The 16,785-nt window shown below is 70.4% G+C and carries 13 protein-coding genes; 10 read left to right on the top strand and 3 right to left on the bottom strand.

The window, feature by feature from the left end:
- The first annotated feature begins 105 nt into the window (after positions 1-105).
- From AB0J42_RS15860 to AB0J42_RS15825, 8 genes are all read left to right on the top strand, one after another.
- Positions 106-1,545: a sugar ABC transporter ATP-binding protein gene (locus AB0J42_RS15860; RefSeq protein WP_364294253.1), complete on the top strand. Its 1,440-nt coding sequence runs from the start codon at positions 106-108 to the stop codon at positions 1,543-1,545.
- Positions 1,546-2,514, top strand: a complete 969-nt coding sequence (locus tag AB0J42_RS15855) for an ABC transporter permease (RefSeq protein WP_364294250.1) — start codon at positions 1,546-1,548, stop codon at positions 2,512-2,514. It begins immediately after the preceding gene.
- On the top strand, positions 2,511-3,461 hold the full coding sequence (locus AB0J42_RS15850; RefSeq protein WP_364294247.1) for an ABC transporter permease: 951 nt from the start codon (positions 2,511-2,513) through the stop codon (positions 3,459-3,461). The genes AB0J42_RS15855 and AB0J42_RS15850 overlap by 4 nt, the downstream gene beginning before the upstream one ends.
- Positions 3,448-4,644, top strand: coding sequence for a substrate-binding domain-containing protein (locus AB0J42_RS15845; RefSeq protein WP_364294244.1), 1,197 nt, complete (start codon positions 3,448-3,450; stop codon positions 4,642-4,644). Before AB0J42_RS15850 ends, AB0J42_RS15845 begins: the two co-directional genes overlap by 14 nt.
- A 40-nt stretch (positions 4,645-4,684) precedes the next feature.
- A complete protein-coding gene (locus tag AB0J42_RS15840; RefSeq protein ID WP_364294241.1) occupies positions 4,685-5,518 on the top strand; it encodes a sugar phosphate isomerase/epimerase family protein in 834 nt (277 codons plus the stop codon).
- A gap of 202 nt (positions 5,519-5,720) precedes the next feature.
- Complete coding sequence (locus AB0J42_RS15835) at positions 5,721-9,203, top strand: ThuA domain-containing protein (protein WP_364294238.1); 3,483 nt, start codon at positions 5,721-5,723, stop codon at positions 9,201-9,203.
- Between the two features lie 154 nt (positions 9,204-9,357).
- Positions 9,358-12,171 carry a glycoside hydrolase N-terminal domain-containing protein gene (locus AB0J42_RS15830; RefSeq protein ID WP_364294235.1) on the top strand — a complete coding sequence of 938 codons (2,814 nt, stop codon included), beginning with the start codon at positions 9,358-9,360 and terminating at the stop codon, positions 12,169-12,171.
- 178 nt (positions 12,172-12,349) lie between these two features.
- Positions 12,350-13,549, top strand: coding sequence for an FAD-dependent oxidoreductase (locus AB0J42_RS15825; protein ID WP_364294232.1), 1,200 nt, complete (start codon positions 12,350-12,352; stop codon positions 13,547-13,549).
- On the opposite strand, the gene AB0J42_RS15820 is transcribed toward AB0J42_RS15825, so the two are convergent.
- Both AB0J42_RS15820 and AB0J42_RS15815 read right to left on the bottom strand, forming a co-directional pair.
- The gene (locus tag AB0J42_RS15820) at positions 13,541-13,798 is read right to left on the bottom strand and encodes a hypothetical protein (protein ID WP_364294229.1); all 258 of its coding nucleotides are present in this window, start codon (positions 13,796-13,798) and stop codon (positions 13,541-13,543) included. The genes AB0J42_RS15825 and AB0J42_RS15820 overlap by 9 nt on opposite strands.
- 93 nt (positions 13,799-13,891) lie before the next feature.
- On the bottom strand, positions 13,892-14,422 hold the full coding sequence (locus AB0J42_RS15815) for a hypothetical protein (RefSeq protein ID WP_364294226.1): 531 nt from the start codon (positions 14,420-14,422) through the stop codon (positions 13,892-13,894).
- Between the two features lie 61 nt (positions 14,423-14,483).
- Between AB0J42_RS15815 and AB0J42_RS15810 the strand changes: the two genes are divergently transcribed.
- Both AB0J42_RS15810 and AB0J42_RS15805 read left to right on the top strand, forming a co-directional pair.
- The gene (locus AB0J42_RS15810) at positions 14,484-14,912 is read left to right on the top strand and encodes a MarR family transcriptional regulator (protein WP_364294223.1); all 429 of its coding nucleotides are present in this window, start codon (positions 14,484-14,486) and stop codon (positions 14,910-14,912) included.
- Between the two features lie 287 nt (positions 14,913-15,199).
- Positions 15,200-15,346 (top strand): hypothetical protein, encoded by a 147-nt coding sequence (locus AB0J42_RS15805; protein ID WP_364294220.1) that lies wholly within the window; start codon positions 15,200-15,202, stop codon positions 15,344-15,346.
- Between the two features lie 377 nt (positions 15,347-15,723).
- Here the strand turns inward: AB0J42_RS15805 and AB0J42_RS15800 are convergent, their stop codons facing one another.
- On the bottom strand, positions 15,724-16,683 hold the full coding sequence (locus AB0J42_RS15800) for an alpha/beta hydrolase (protein ID WP_364294217.1): 960 nt from the start codon (positions 16,681-16,683) through the stop codon (positions 15,724-15,726).
- Positions 16,684-16,785: the final 102 nt, after the last annotated feature.

The raw sequence follows: 16,785 nt of genomic DNA, 5'->3' as shown, positions 1-16,785 counted from the left end.
AGGGTGCCTGACTTTTGCTTGACCGTCGATATAAGCCCGCTTTAGCATCCCGCACCAAGAGGCTTGGGCCTGAAACTTTCCTCACAGCCCCGGGAGGCTGACCGGATGCTGAGCATGCGAGGCATCGGCAAGAGCTTCCTGGGCGTGCGGGTGCTGTCCGGGGTGGACCTGTCGGTGACGGCCGGCGAGGTCCACGCCGTCGTCGGCGAGAACGGCGCCGGCAAATCCACCCTCATGAAAATCATCTGCGGGGTCCACGCGCCCGACGAGGGCGCCATCGAGATCGACGGCCGGCCCGTCTCCTTCGGCCATCCGATCGAGGCGCGGCGCTCCGGCATCGCGATCATCTACCAGGAGTTCAACCTGCTGCCCGAGCGCACCGTCGCCGAGAACGTGTTCCTCGGGCGCGAGCCCGTCCGGCGCGGCCTGGTCGACCGGGCCGCCATGGAAGAGGCGACCGCGCGGCTCCTCGACGAGCTGGGCGAGAACTCCTTCGGCCCGCGCGACGTCGTCAAGCGCCTGCCGGTGGCCCAGCAGCAGATCGTCGAGATCGTCAAGGCGCTGTCGGTGAACGCCCGGCTCGTCGTCATGGACGAGCCCAGCGCCGCGCTCGCCGAGCACGAGGTCGAATCGCTCTACCGGCTGATCGGGCGGCTGAGGGAACGCGGCGTCGCCGTCGTCTACATCTCCCACCGATTACGCGAGGTGTTCGACCTCGCCGACCGGGTCACCGTGCTCAAGGACGGCTCCCGCGTCACCACCCTGCCGATCGGCGAGATCACCCCCGGCGAGCTGATCCGCCTGATGGTGGGCCGCGACCTCGGCACCTACTTCCCGCCCCGCTCGGCGGGCGCCGGCGAGGTACGCCTCAGCCTGCGCGGCGCGGGCAACCACCGACTCCGCGACATCGACCTGGAGCTGCGGGCCGGGGAGATCGTCGGCATCGCGGGCCTGCAGGGCTCCGGCCGATCGGAGCTGGCCCGGGCGATCTTCGGCGCCGAGCCGTTCACCACGGGCGAGATGATCCCGGCACGCCCGCGCTCGGTCCGGGAAGGCGTGGCCCTGGGCATCGGGCTCGTGACCGAGGACCGCAAGGCCGAAGGGCTCGCGCTGCGCCAGTCCGTACGCGACAACGTCCTGCTCGTCGCCCGCGCGGTGGGCGGCGGGAACCGCGCCGCCGTCGGCGGCCTGCTCGAACGCGTACGCCTCTCGCCCGCGCGCCGGGACCAGGAGGTCCGCTACCTGTCCGGCGGCAACCAGCAGAAGGCGGTGCTCGTCAAATGGCTGACGATGGCGCCGCGGGTGCTGCTGTTCGACGAGCCCACCCGGGGGGTCGACGTCGGGGCCAAGGCCGCGATCCACGACCTGATGCGCGAACTGGCGAACGACGGCATGGCCATCATGATGATCTCCTCCGAGCTGCCCGAGCTCATCGGCATGAGCGATCGCATCGTCGTCCTGCGCGACGGCCGCATCGCGGGCACGCTGCCGGCCGGTGCCTCGGAGGAGGCCGTCATGCGGCTGGCCGCGGGAGAGGCGGCCTGAATGCACCTGCTCACGCGCGCCCGCCCGCGCGACCCCGCGCAGGTGCTGTTCCTCGCGCTGCTCGGCCTGGTCGCGGCCGGCTGGGCCCTCGTCGCGCTCGACGGCGGTCAGTTCCTCACCCTGGAGAGCGTCGTCGGGATCCAGCAGCGTTCCGCGGCCCTCGGCATCGTGGCGATCGGGCAGACGCTGGCGATCCTGGCCGGGTCGCTCGACCTGTCGGTGGCGTACCTGATCAGCCTGACCTCGCTGGTCGCGGCGGAGATCATGGCGGGCCAGGACGGGAACATCGGGCAGGCGGTCGCCGCGGTGCTGGCCGTCAGCGCCCTGGTGGGGCTGGTCAACGGCCTGGTCATCACCGGGCTCCGGGTCCACGCCTTCATCGCCACGCTCGGCGTCGCCCTGATCATCAAAGGCGTCGTCGACCACCTCTACGACGGGCCCGCGGGCGCGGTGCCCGAGTCGTTCCAGGTCCTCGGCTACTCCCGGATCGGGCCGGTCCCCGTCTCCGCCCTGCTCTGGGCGGGCGTGGCCGTCGCGGCCTGGTTCCTGCTGAGCAGGACCCGGCTCGGCTACCGCATCTACGCGGTCGGCGGGAACGAGGAGGTCGCCCGCCTGTCCGGGATCCGCACCGGCCGGGTCATCGTGCTCGCCCACGTGCTGTGCTCCGTCTGCGCCGGCGTCGCGGGCCTGCTGCTGGCCAGCAGGCTCGGCGCCGGAGCCCCCACGGTGGGCACCGACGGCGGCTACGACCTGGAGTCGATCGCCGCGGTCGTGCTCGGCGGGACCGCGCTGGCAGGCGGCAAGGGCGGCGTGGCCGGAACCGTGGCCGGAGTCCTGCTGCTGGCCGTCCTGGACACCCTCTTCAACCAGCTCGAGGTCAACTCCTTCGTCAAGGACGTGGTCCGCGGCGTGGTCATCGTCGTCGCCGTGGCCGTCTACGCCCGGCGCACCCAGGGACGGCCGGCATGAGGCGGGCGCTTCCCGTCCTCGCGGTCCTCGCGGCGCTGCTCACCGCGATCGCCCTGGTCAACCCCCACTTCCTGGAGCCCGCCGGATTCCTGGCGTTCCTCAAGCGGGCCGCGCCGCTGGTGATCCTCGCCGCGGGACAGTACTTCGTCATCGTCTCCGGCGAGTTCGACCTGTCGGTCGGCTCGCTGGTGACGGCCGAGGTGGTGATCGCCGCACGCCTCATCGACGGCGACGAGTCCGCCACCTGGCCGGTCCTCGCCCTGCTGATCGCCGCCGGGCTGCTCGTCGGGCTGGTCAACGGCGTGGTCACCACCAAGATGCGGGTGCCGTCGTTCATCGTGACGCTCGGCATGCTGCTCGTCCTGTCCGGGGCGGTGTTCCTGTGGACCGGCGGCGCGCCGCGGGGCGCGCTGTCGGAGGGCTTCCGCGTCTTCGGCCGCGGCGGCCTCGGGCCGGTGCCGTGGTCGGTGCTGATCCTCGTGGTCCTGGGCGCGGCGGCGATCCGGCTCATGCGCGCCGACTTCGGAAAGACGCTGATGGCCGCCGGCGACAACGAGCGCGCCGCGGCGCTGTCCGGGGTCCGGGTCGACCGGGTCAAGATCTTCGCTTTCATGCTCTCCGGCCTGGCGGCGGCCGTCGCGGCGATCCTGCTCGGCGGTTTCGCCGGAGTCTCGGCCCAGGTCGGCCAGGGGCTGGAGTTCTCCGCCATCACCGCCGTCGTCCTCGGCGGCGTGACGCTCGGCGGCGGCCGCGGCTCCGTGCCGGCCGCCATGGCGGGCGCCGTCACGCTGGAGGCGCTGTTCACCCTGCTCAACCTGTACGGAGTCTCGGGGGCGCTGGAGTTCACCGTGCAGGGCGTCATCATCATCGCCGCGATCGCGGCAGGAGCCGTCCGGCTTCCCCGCAAGCCCACCCCCCGAACAGGAGACGCCCATGCCGCGTCCTAAGGCCGCCATCGCCGTGCTGGCCGCGCTCGTCCTCACCGGCTGTACGACCGACAAACCGACCGCCGCCACCGAGCCCGCGGCGTCCGCCGCGAGCACCCAGGATTCCGGTACGGGCGCCCAGTCGAAGTTCTTCGTCCAGGCGGACTTCGACGCCCAGCTCGCCATGCGCTCCCAGACACCCGAGGGCCCGGAGGACAGGCCCTGGGAGCAGGCCATCGCCCCGAAGATGATCGACACGGCGCAGTACAAGAAGGACGGGCCGTACCACCTGTGCTTCTCCAACGCGGCGATCGACAACCCCTGGCGGCAGGTCGGATGGAAGACGATGCAGGCCGAGGTGGGCCTGCACGAGGAGATCGGGAAGTTCACCGCCCTGGACGCCGAGGGCAAGGACGACAAGCAGATCTCCGACATCGCCGAGCTGCAGGCCAAGGGCTGCGACGCGCTGATCGTCTCGCCGAACACCACGGCGACGCTCACCCCCGCCGTCACGGCCGCCTGCGAGAAGGTGCCCGTCATCGTGTTCGACCGGGGCGTGGAGACGGACTGCCCGGTGACGTTCATCAAACCCATCGGCGGCTACGCCTTCGGCGCCGACGCCGCCGAGTTCCTGACCGAGAAGGTGCCCGCGGGCGGCAAGGTGCTGGCGCTGCGCATCCTGCCCGGCGTCGACGTGCTGGAGACCCGCTGGTCGGCGGCGAAGGTGGTCTTCGACCAGAGCGACCTCCAGGTGGTGGGGGTGGAGTTCACCGACGGCGACGCCGCCAAGACCAAGAACATCGTCAGCGACTACATCCAGCGGCACGGCAAGATCGACGGCGTCTGGATGGACGCGGGCGCCACGGCGGTGGCCGCGATCGAGGCGTTCGAGGACGCCGGCCTGCCGGTGCCGCCGATCAACGGCGAGGACCAGCAGGACTTCCTGCAGAAGTGGAAGGACGCCGGTCTCACCGCCGTCGCGCCCACGTACCCGACCTATCAGTGGCGCACCCCGATCATCGCCGCACTGAGAATCCTCGGGGGCGAGCAGGTGCCGGAGACGTGGAACCTGCCGCAGCCCAAGGTCACCGGCGAGACCCTGGGGGACTACCTCCAGCCCGACATGCCGCCGCTGCACTACGCGCTCTGCGGCTGCGAGGACCTGCCCGGGTTCCCGGAGGCCTGGGGCGGGAAGAAGAGCTGACCGGCTCCTTCCCGCTGAACCGACGACGAGGAGGGGCGCCATGTTCGCCATCGGAGTGAACACCTGGGTCTGGGTCTCCCCGCTGACCGACGGCGAACTGGCGCGGCTCGCGCCCCGCGTCGCCCGGTGGGGCTTCGACGTCATCGAGCTGCCCGTCGAGCGGCCCGGCGACTGGGACCCGGACCGGGCCGCGGCGGTGCTGGCCGAGCACGGGCTGGCCGCGTCCGTGGTGCTGGTCATGCCGCCGGGGCGCGAGCTCGTGGCCGCCTCCCCGGAGACCGTCCGCGACACCCAGGACTACCTGCGGCACTGTGTCGACGTGGCGGTGACCGTCGGCTCCCCGGTGATCGCGGGGCCGGCCTACGCCTCTGTCGGCCGTACCTGGCGGCTCTCGCCGGACGAACGCCGGGAGGTCTACGCCGAGCTGCGCGAGGGGCTGCGGCCCGTCCTGGACCATGCGGCCGAGCGCGGGGTGAAGCTCGCCGTCGAGCCGCTCAACCGGTACGAGACCAGCCTCGTCAACACCGTCGAGCAGGCGCTGGACGCGCTGCCCGAGGACTGTCACCTGGCACTCGACGTGTACCACATGAACATCGAGGAGAAGGACCCCGCCCGGGCGGTGCGGCAGGCGGCCGGCCGCGTCGCGCACGTGCAGGTGTGCGGCACCGATCGCGGCACGCCGGGGGCCGACCGCTTCGACTGGCCGGGCTTCAGCCGGGCCCTGCGCGACGCCGGCTATCAGGGGCCGCTCGTCATCGAGTCGTTCACCGCGCACAACCGGACCATCGCCACCGCGGCCTCCGTCTGGCGGCCGCTGGCGGAGAGCCAGGACAGGCTGGCCGTGGACGGTCTCGCCCACCTGCGCACCCTGTGACCTGAAAGTTTCATACTTATCCGCCTGGGGCGAGATCTTCTGGGCCCTTCGACCTGCTGATTTGTGAACCCTTGAGAGAAGCCCGCGTCGGATAGATGAGGAACATCGGTTCCGATATCCCGGATAAGCATGCTTAATAGGTTTGTCGGCGGGCTTCACCTCCGACTCCGACCGCAGCCGGCACCCCCCCAGGAGATCCTTCATGCGAAGATCACGCCTGCTCTCAGCCCTGGTCGCAGCCCTGACAGGGCTGTCGATGACCCTGTCGCCGCAGGTGGCGCAGGCGGCGGCACCGCAGTTCCGGGTGCTGCTGTTCACCGAGACGGCGAGCGGCGCATACCGGCACGACTCCATCCCCGCGGGTGTCGCGATGTTCCAGCAGCTGGCGTCCGAGAACGACTTCGAGCTCGACCACAGTGAGGACTCCGCCGTCTTCACGTCCGCGGCCATGGACACCTACGACGCCGTGATCATGTTCCAGACCAGCGGCATGGTGTGGGACAACGACGCCCAGCGCCAGGCGTTCCAGGCCTACGTGCGCGCCGGCCACGGCGTCGTCGCGGTCCACAACGCCACCGACATGAACATCGAGGCGCAGTTCCCCTGGTGGGACCAGGTCATCATGGCGGGCGCCCACATGACCGCGCACTCGTCGGTCCTCCAGGGCACCGCCAAGGTCGCCGACAAGGTCCACCCCTCCACGGCGGGCCTGCCGGACCGGTGGGTGCGCACGGAGGAGTGGTACAACTTCGACAAGAACGCGCGGGGCTCGGTGCACGTGCTGGTGACCGCGGACGAGACCACGTACGACGCGGGGCCGAGCCGGATGGGCGCCGACCACCCGATCTCCTGGTGCCACAACCCGGAGGGCGGCCGGGTGTGGGCCACCGCGATGGGCCACCAGTCGTCCTCCTACTCCGAGCCCCTGTTCCGGCAGCACCTGCTGGGCGGCGTGCGCTGGGCGGCGGGCGCGGCGCCGGGCGACTGCGGCGGCACGGTCGCGTCCCGGTTCCAGAAGGTGACCCTCGACGGCGCGCCGGACCAGCCGATGGAACTGGACGTGGCCGCCGACGGCAGCGTCTTCTACATCTCGCGCTCCGGCAAGGTGAACCTGATCCCCGCCGGCGGCGGGGCCACCAGAGTCATCGGCACCCTGCCGGTGTACGACGGCGGTGAGGACGGCGGCGTCGGGCTGGCGCTGGACCCTGACTTCGCCGCCAACGGCTGGATCTACCTCAACTACTCGCCGGCGAACGGCGGTGAGGTGAACCGGGTGTCGAGGTTCACCTTCGACGGGACCAGCCTCGACCTGTCCAGCGAGAAGAAAATCATCGAGGTCCCCGCGTACCGTCACGTCGACGAGCCCGGCCACACCGGCGGCTACCTCGCGTTCGGGCCGGACGGGAACCTGTACATCGGCCCCGGCGACGACACCAACCCCCACGCCTCCGGCGGATACACCCCGATCGACGAACGGCCCGGCCGGGAGCACTACGACGCCCAGCGGTCCTCGGCCAACACCGACGACCTGCGCGGCAAGATCCTGCGCATCCACCCCGAGCCCGACGGCACCTACACGATCCCGTCCGGCAACCTGTTCCCTCCCGGCACCGCCAAGACGCGGCCGGAGATCTACGCGATGGGCTTCCGCAACCCGTTCCGCTTCTCCGTGGACAAGGAGACGGGCTGGATCTCGCTGGGCGACTACGGCCCGGACGCGGGCGCCGCCAACCCCAACCGCGGCCCCGAGGGCACCGTCGAGTGGAACCTGATCAAGGAACCCGGCTTCTACGGCTGGCCGTACTGCGTCGGCGACAACATCCCGTTCAACGACTACGACTTCGCCACCGGCACCTCCGGCCCGAAGTTCGACTGCTCGGCGCCGGTGAACGACTCGCCCAACAACACCGGCCTGACGAACCTGCCGGCGGCCAAGCCGGCGACCGTGTGGTACGACTACCACGCCTCGGCCGAGTTCCCCGAGATCGACTGCTGCGGCGGCGCCGCCGCGATGGGCGGCCCGATCTACCGCTACGACGAGGCCGGCGACTCCGAGCGGAAGTTCCCCGCGTACTTCGACGGCACGCCGTTCTTCTACGAGTGGAGCCGCAACTTCGTCAAGGAGTTCCGCCTGGACTCCTCGGGGAACCTGCTGAAGATCAACCCGTTCGTGGCGCAGATCGCCCCGCGTGCGCCGATCGACATGAAGTTCGGGCCGGACGGCGCCCTCTACATGGCCGACTGGGGCAACGGCTTCGGCCACGCCAACACCGACGACAGCATCTACCGGATCGACTACGTGGCCGGGAACCGCGCACCTCTGGCCAAGGCGAGCGCCACCCCCGACTCGGGCGTGGCACCGCTCACCGTGGCGTTCTCCTCGGCCGGTTCGGCCGACCCCGACGGCGACCCGATCACCTACGAGTGGGACTTCGGCGACGGCGGCACCTCCACCAGCGCCAACCCCTCCCACACCTACCAGGCCAACGGCACCTTCGCCGCCAGGCTGACCGTACGGGACTCCGGAGGGAAGACCGGCAGCGTCACGCTGCCCATCGTGGTCGGCAACACCCGTCCCGAGGTGGCCTTCTCGGCCCCGCCCGACGGCGGGTTCATCGACCTCGGCGACCAGGTGGACTACACGGTGACCGCCACCGACGCCGAGGACGGCGCCGCGGACTGCGCCGAGGTCACCGTGACCACGGCGCTCGGCCATGACCAGCACGCCCACGACACCGGCCAGTACACCGGCTGCTCCGGGACGGTCACGACCACCGCCTCCGGCCATGACGGGGCCGCCGACATCTACTACGTCCTGTCCGCCGACTACACCGACAGCGGCGGCCTGAAGGGCACCGCCGGAATCACCCTGCAACCGAAACGCAAGCAGGCCGAGCACTTCACCGGCTCGTCCGGCATCCGCGTGATCGACGAGTCCGGAGCCGAAGGCGGCAGGCGCATCGGCGACATCTCCAACAACGACTGGATCTCCTTCAGCCCGGTCAACCTGTCGGGGATCGACTCGGTGTCCTTCCGCGTCTCGGCGCCGTCCGGCACCGGGGCGTCCATCGAGCTGCGCGCCGGCTCACCGACAGGGGCGCTCATCGCCTCCGGCCCCGTGCCCGCGACCGGGGGGTGGAACACCTACGTGTCGCTGTCCCCGGTGACGGTCACCGACCCCGGCGGCACCCGTGACCTCTACGTCGTGTTCAAGGCGCCGGCCGCGAACTCGTTCGACCTGGACTCCGTCACCTTCATCGGCAGCGGCGTCGGGCAGGGCGACGGTCAGCCTCCGGACAGCACGAGCGCGCTGCGGGGCGTGGCGTCGAACCGGTGCCTGGACGTCGAGGGCGCCTCCCAGGCCAACGGCGCCCAGGCGCTCATCTGGGACTGCAACGGCCAGCCCAACCAGCAGTGGACCACCACCAGCTCGGGTGAGCTGCGCGTGTACGGCAACAAGTGCCTGGACGTCAACGGAGCGGGCACGTCGGACGGCACCGCGGTGATCATCTGGGACTGCAACGGCCAGAACAACCAGAAGTGGACCCTGAACGCCGACGGCAGCATCACCGCCGTGGGCGCGAACAAGTGCCTCGACGTCAACGGCGCCGGCACCGCCAACGGCACCAGGGTGCAGATCTGGACCTGCCACGGCGGCGCCAACCAGAAGTGGACCCGCCTCTGATCCCCGAGCCACGCCCCGACGAGCCGCGACGCCGGCTCAGGCGGATCGGCTGACGGCAGCCGCCGCCGCGGTCCCCGCCGCGCGTGACAGCGCGGCGGGGACCGATTCACCCCCTCCGGAGGGATGCGAGATGTCTGATCTGTCGCGAAGGCAAGTGTTCAGATTCGGCGCGGCCGGCGCCGGAGCCGCCATGCTGCCGGGCTGGACCGCCGCCGCCCGGCCCGCCTCGGCGCCCCCTCCCGAGGTGAGCGCCGCCGGCGACCTGGCCCTGTGGTACGACGAGAGCGCCGGCACGGACTGGCTGCGAGCGCTCCCCATCGGCAACGGCCGCCTGGGCGCCATGGTGTTCGGCAACGTCGACACCGAGCGGCTGCAGCTCAACGAGGACACCGTCTGGGCCGGCGGGCCGTACGACCAGAGCAATCCCCGAGGGGCGGCGGCGCTGGGCCAGATCCGGCAACTGGTCTTCCAGAACCAGTGGAGCCAGGCCCAGACGATGATCGACCAGAACATGCTGGGCAACCCGGCCGGTCAGCTCGCGTACCAGACCGTCGGTGATCTGCGGCTCGGCTTCGGCAGCGCCGCCGGAGTCGCCGAGTACCACCGCCACCTGGACCTCACCACGGCCACCACCGCCGTGTCCTACCTGCAGAACGGCGTCCGGTACCGGCGCGAGATGCTCGCGAGCGCGCCCGACCAGGTGATCGCCGTCCGCCTGACCGCCGACAGGCCGGGCTCCATCACGTTCTCCGCGACCTTCGGCAGCCCGCAGCGGGCGACGCGCTCCAGCCCGGACGGCACCACGGTCGCGCTCGACGGCATCTCGGGCGACATGGAAGGAGTGTCCGGCTCGGTCCGGTTCCTGGCGCTGGCGCGGGCCGTCGCCGAAGGCGGCAGCGTCACCAGCTCCGGCGGCACCCTGCAGGTCACCTCCGCCGACAGCGTGACAGTGCTGATCTCCATCGGCACCAGCTACCGCGACTTCCGCGACACCGGCGGCGACTACCAGGGCATCGCCCGCCGCCACCTCGACGCGGCCACCAGCAGGACCTACGGCGACCTGCGCGGCCGGCACGTCGCCGACTACCAGCGGCTGTTCACGCGTACGACGCTCGACCTCGGCCGGACCCCGGCGGCGGATCAGCCGACCGACGTGCGGATCGCCCGGCACGCGAACACCGACGACCCGCAGTTCTCCGCGCTGCTGTTCCAGTACGGGCGATACCTGCTGATCTCCTCCTCCCGGCCGGGCACGCAGCCGGCCAACCTGCAGGGCATCTGGAACGACTCGCTCACCCCGGCCTGGGACTCGAAATACACGATCAACGCCAACCTGCCGATGAACTACTGGCCCGCCGACACGACGAACCTGTCCGAGTGCTACGAACCGGTCTTCGCGATGCTGGAGGACCTCGCGGTCAGCGGCGCCCGGACGGCCCGCGTCCAGTACGACGCCGGCGGCTGGGTGACCCATCACAACACCGACGCGTGGCGGGGGACGTCGGTCGTGGACGGCGCCTTCTGGGGCATGTGGCAGACCGGCGGAGCCTGGCTGGCCACCCTGGTCTGGGACCACTACCGCTTCACCGGCGACCTGGAGTTCCTCCAGCGGTACTACCCGGTGATGAAAGGCGCCGCCCAGTTCTTCCTCGAGACCCTCGTACCGGAACCGAACCTCGGATACCTGGTCACCAACCCGTCGAACTCCCCGGAACTGGCCCACCACGCGGGCGTCAGCGTCTGCGCCGGCCCCACCATGGACAACCAGATCCTGCGCGACCTGTTCGACGGCTGCGCCCGCGCCTCCCAGGAACTCGGCACCGACGCCGGGTTCAGGTCGCAGGTCCTGGCCGCCCGCGACCGGCTCCCGCCGACGAAGATCGGCTCGCGCGGCAACATCCAGGAGTGGCTGTACGACTGGGTCGAGACCGAGCCCGCCCACCGGCACATCTCCCACCTGTACGGCCTGCACCCCAGCAACCAGATCAGCAAGCGCGGCACCCCGGCGCTGCACAACGCCGCGCGGCGCACCCTCGAACTACGCGGAGACGACGGAACCGGCTGGTCCCTGGCCTGGAAGATCAACTACTGGGCCCGGATGGAGGAGGGCAGCCGTGCGCACGCGCTCCTCCGCCTCCTGGTGACCACGGCCCGGCTGGCGCCCAACATGTTCGACCTGCACCCGCCGTTCCAGATCGACGGCAACTTCGGCGCGACGTCCGGCATCGCCGAGATGCTGCTGCAGAGCCAGAACGGCGAACTGCACGTGCTGCCGGCACTGCCGCCGGCCTGGCCGGCCGGCACGGTACGCGGTCTCCGGGGACGAGGCGGCCACACCGTGGACGTGACCTGGAGCTCCGGCGGGGCCACCGAGATCCTCCTGAGGTACGACCGCGACGGGACGGTCGACGTCCGCGCCCGGATGTTCGCCGGCACCTACGAGGTGGCCGACACCACGACCGGCGCCGCCGTCCCCGTCGCCGAACCCGAGGACGACGTCATCCGGCTGACCGGCCAGGCCGGTCGCACGTACCGCATGACCGGGTCCGGCCCCGCGCCCGCCCGCTACGTGCGGATCGCCAACGCGACCACCGGCCTGGTCCTGGACAGCGGCGGGAACGTCGCCTCCGGATCGAACCTCAAACAATGGAACTGGGACGGCAGCACCAACCTGCAGTGGCAGCTCATCGAACTGGGCGACGGCTGGTACCGCATCGTCAACCGCACCAACGCCATGGTCGCCGACAGCTGGGGCAACACCGCCAACGGCGCCACCGCCCGGCAGGCACCCTGGAACGGCGGCGCCAACCAGCAGTGGCGGCTCGACAGCACGGGCAACGGCCGCCACCGGATCGTCAACAGGGGCACCGGCACCGCCCTGGACGGCATGGGCGACAGCACCGTCGGCTCGGCCGTCGGCCTGTGGACGCCGAACAACAGCACCAACAACCAGTGGGTGATCACGTGACGCCTGTACCGAGTCTTGGTCCAGCAGCGCCGTCGCCGGGATGAAGCGTTCGGGTGCGTGCCTGAAGGGCCTGGGCGAGGCAATGGCGAAGTGATACGACAGAACAGTGAGCGCTGCGGGATCGTTGAGTGGCGAAGTGCCGGAGATGGTGTCATCGCCGGCATCGCCTTCCGACTCGGTGTCCTTCTGGCAGGCCCGATCGGGGTGGCTGCCGGGGAAGGCCGAAGTGGTGGTCATCGGGGGAGGGCTGCTGGGCGTCAGCGCCGCGTACTGGCTGGCCGAGGCCGGGCTGGAGCCGCTGCTGCTGGAAGCGGGCGTCCCCGGTACCGGTGCGAGCGGGCGTAACGCCGGATTCGTGGGGCCGGGTCTGGCCCTGTCCTATCAGCAGGCCGTCGCGACGCTCGGACGTGCCCAGGCCCGCGAGGTGTACCGCTCCACCCTCGGCAACGTCGACTTGGTACGCCAACTGGTGGCCAAGGAAGACATCGACTGCGAACTGTCCACCGACGGCCAGCTCAGCCTCGCCCTCGAACAGGGGCAATGGGACGCCAAACGCAAACAGGCCGAACTGCTCGCGGCCGACGGGTTCCCGACCGACGTCGTGGAGCGGGAGGAACTGGCCCGGTTCATCGGTACGCCGGTCGCCGCGCATGTCGCTGGTGGGCTGTACCGCCCGAACGCCATGTCGATCAACCCGATGCGCCTGGTCAGCGCTCTGACGCACGCCGCCCGGCGGCGAGGCGCCCAGATCATGACCGGTGTCCAGGTACGGTCGATCGCCCACATCAACGGCCGGATCCACCTCGAGACCAGCACCGGGCCGTTGAACTGCGCGGCGGCCGTCGTAGCGGTGAACGCCTGGACGCCCGCGCTGGTGCCGCAGACGGCTGGGCTGGTCACCCCGGCACGGGCCCAGATGCTCGCGTACGCGCCCGCCGCACCGGTTTTCCACGCGCCGACCGGCGCCTCGGTGAGCCCGACCGGCGAATACTGGCGGCAGCTGGCCGACGGCCGGATCATCGTCGGCGGCCGCCGCGACCTGGACGTCGGCTTCGCCACCACCGCACAGACCCCGACGGACGAGGTGCAGGCGGCCGTCGAGCAGGTCCTGCCCGGCCTGTTCCCCGAACTCGACCTGCCCCCTGTCACCACCCGCTGGGCCGGGGCGATGGCCCGCACCCCCGATCAGCTGCCCATCGCCGGCCCGGTCCCCGATGTGCCCCGTGCTTGGTTCGCGCTGGGCTGCAACGGGCACGGAGTCGCCTTCGCCGCCTTCCTCGGGCACGCACTGGCCCAGGCGGTCATCGACGGTCACATGCCCGACGCGCTGCGCCCCTTCTCACTCGACCGCCCCACCCTCAACGGCCCGTCAGGCTAACGCGCGGAGTCGTGAACCAGTCTCGGAGGGTGTCCTGCGCGTCGTGGGCCCGGAGGAATGCAGTATCGAGATCGCAGAGAGTTCCGGATCGGGGTCCAGCCGAAGTCGCTCAGCGATTTCGCCGACGTTCTCCGTGTCGATCCAGGCCGCGTCGAATTTACCGTAAAGCCGGTCGGCGGTTTCCTCGATGCCAAGACCTCGCACCCACATCGCCGTGAACGATTTGCCCAGGCCGTAGTTGTGTGCCAAGTGCGACAGCCGCTCCGAATGTCTCATCGCTGGGCGGGCCGGCCCCGTGACCCTGGCTGCCGACAGCAAACGGTATCTCGCGGAGAGGACGCGTCAGGCCGGCGCAGGGCTGGCCGGTGCCGCCGGGTGCCCCGGGTCGTCGCGGTGGAAGATCGCCAGGAGGGCGAACCAGATCAGGATCATGATTCCGGCCGGGCGCAGGTACTCCTCGGCGAGATGGGTGCCGACGAAGGAGTAGCCGCCGAGCCAGACGCCGGTGATGACGCCGACTACACGCACCGGCCAGAAACGGCTGACCAGGGAACTGGCCACGATCCAGACACCGGCGAGGACATGCCCGCCCAGCCGGACAGCCCAGGCCGTGTCGTACTCGATCGCGTTGATCATGAGGATGCCGGCGAGCACGTCGAGCGCCACCCAGCCGTAGCCTGCGGCTTTGGCCCAGGGCGCCGCCTCCAGGCGCGATACCAGGAAGAGGATCGAGAGGTGGAAGAAGACGCCCAGGTATTCTCCCCACGCCACGTCCGGGTCCGTGAAGAAGGCGATCACGGCAGGGAGGAACAGTACGAGGGGTAGCAGCGCCACCAGGCGCAGGCTGGCGTAGTGCCGCCGAGAATCGAGCATGGGGGAGTCCTTGTACGTCGAGCTTTGTGGTCAGGTCGAACACTAAGAAGAAGGTGTTGATATGTCAACAGTTGGCGGCGGTGAGGCCACCGAGCTGTGGTTGCGGTGGAAGCGCGCCTACGAGACGGTCCGCGCCAACGTCGTCGCCGAAACGACTGCGGCCTCCGGCGTCTCCGAGGCGGAACTGAGTGTCCTGGTCGCCCTGCACGAGTCCGGTGGAAGCCTGCGGCAGAATGCTCTCGCCGCCGCCCTCGGATGGGACCGGACACGGCTGTCGCACCTGCTGACACGGATGGTCAACCGCGGCTACGTGGCCCGCGCCAAACTCCCGAACGGGGTGGAGGTCACGCTGCGCCCGGAAGGCAGACACGTGATCGACGCGACGTTGCCGACCCTGGAAACGGCCACCCGGCGTCACATGCTGGACCGGCTCGGCCCGGACGACGCCAAGACGCTCAGGGCCCTCGTCGACCGTCTCCTGTCTGGCTAAGGGGGCACCTGAGGCCAAGAGGGGCGAGTCATCTTCACATCCCGCGGGGATGTGCGGGCCAGCCTTGAATCTGTGAGGCCACGACTCCTGCGACGTGGAAGCCCTGGTGGGACGAGCTTTCCCGACCGGGGCCGGGGTGAATGCGCCGCTGCCCCGGATGGTGAGTGGTTCCCCCGCTGCGGGGACCTGAAAAAGGCTGTCCGATATCCAACCAATGAAATCGTCGTCTTTATCGGGATAAATGTGTGTATGTGCGATGGCCTGGAATTCCTGACCGGAGGTGTCCTATGGATTCCAGGACCAGCGTCAAGGCCTTACTCGTCGCCGCGCTCATCGCCGTCGCCGGTTTCGCGTTCGCCGGCCCGGCGCAGGCCGACGGCGAGGTTCCCCGTGGCGGCGCGGTGAGCACCAACGGATTCACCTGGTCGAACTGACCCCGACGCCCAGTCCACGGCGCGTTCGCTTCGGTATTTGTCCTCGGGGGAAGCGTCGCCGTACGGCTGAGCTCCGGGTTCTGACTACTTTGGACCGGGCGCGGTCTCGTCGGGGGAAGGGGCATGTCGGGACAGGGGAGAAGAGGAAGGGCCAGCCTCAGGCCGGGAAGAGCGGCAGTCCGTGGTCGCGGGTGGTGAAGTTCGTGCGGACCGAGTACACCGACTTCGGGGCGGCTGCTCAGTGGCTGGGGCTGGCGCGATAGCCGGGCATGGATGATTCGCACAGGTTGATGGACAGCCCATCGGCTTGAGGCCGGTGGGGGTTTCCGGGCGGCGCGGGTGGTGGCCGCCCGGTTGCCGTGGTCCACGGCGGTGGGTCAGTTCTTGTGCAGGGCGGTGCGCAGGGTGTGGACGGCCTGGTCGATGGCGGCCTGGGCGCCGTTGGTCTCGCGCAGGGCGTTGAGCATGACGAAGTCGTGGATGACGCCGAGGTAGCGGGTGGCGACGACGGGGACTCCGGCGGCGCGGAGCTTGGCGGCGTAGGCCTCGCCCTCATCGCGCAGCACGTCGGCCTCGGCGGTGATGACGAGGGCCGGCGGCAGGCCGGTGAGCTGGTCGAGGGTGGCCCGCAGCGGGGACGCGGTGATCTCGGCGCGTTGCTTCTCGTCGGTGGTGTACTGGTCCCAGAACCACTGCATGCCGTCGCGCCGCAGGAAGTAGCCTTCGGCGAACCGGTGGTAGGAGCCGGTGTCGAAGCTCGCGTCGGTGACCGGGTAGAAGAGCACCTGCTGGACCAGCGGGACGTCGCCGCGTTCCTTGGCCATGAGGGTCAGGGCGGCGGCCATGTTGCCGCCGACGGAGTCACCGGCCACGGCGATGCGGGAGGCGTCCAGGTCTAAGTCGGCGCCCTTGGTGACCACCCAGCGGGCCACCGCGTAGTTCTGCTCGATGGCGACGGGGTAGCGGTGCTCGGGCGAGCGGTCGTACTCGGGGAAGACCACGGCGGCGCCGGCGCCGACGGCGAGTTCGCGGACCAGGCGGTCGTGGGTGTGGGCGTTGCCGAAGACCCATCCCGCCCCGTGGATGTAGATGACGACCGGGAGGGGGCCGGTGGCGCCCTTCGGTCTGACGATGCGGGCCTGGACTGATCCGGTCGGGCCGCCCTCGACGGTGATCCACTCCTCGTCGACTTCGGGCTTGGTGATCTCGCCGGACTGGGCCTCGTCGACCGCGGCGCGGGCCTCGTCGATGGGCAGCTGGAACAGGAACGGCGGGGTGGCGGTGGCCGTGGCGAACGCGGCGGCGGCGGGTTCGAGGACGGGGCTGGTGCCGGACATGTCGGTGCTCCTTACGGGTTGTGGTGGGGCGCCGCTCCGTTGGGGGGTGCGGCGTTCCGTGCTCAGCCAAGACAGTAGGGCACGATTGCCTTGTGCGCAAGC

Source organism: Nonomuraea sp. NPDC049649 (assembly GCF_040675175.1).
GTDB lineage: Bacteria > Actinomycetota > Actinomycetes > Streptosporangiales > Streptosporangiaceae > Nonomuraea.
The sequence above is the reverse complement of the archived record's forward strand: the minus strand, read 5'-3'. Positions and strand labels throughout refer to the sequence as shown.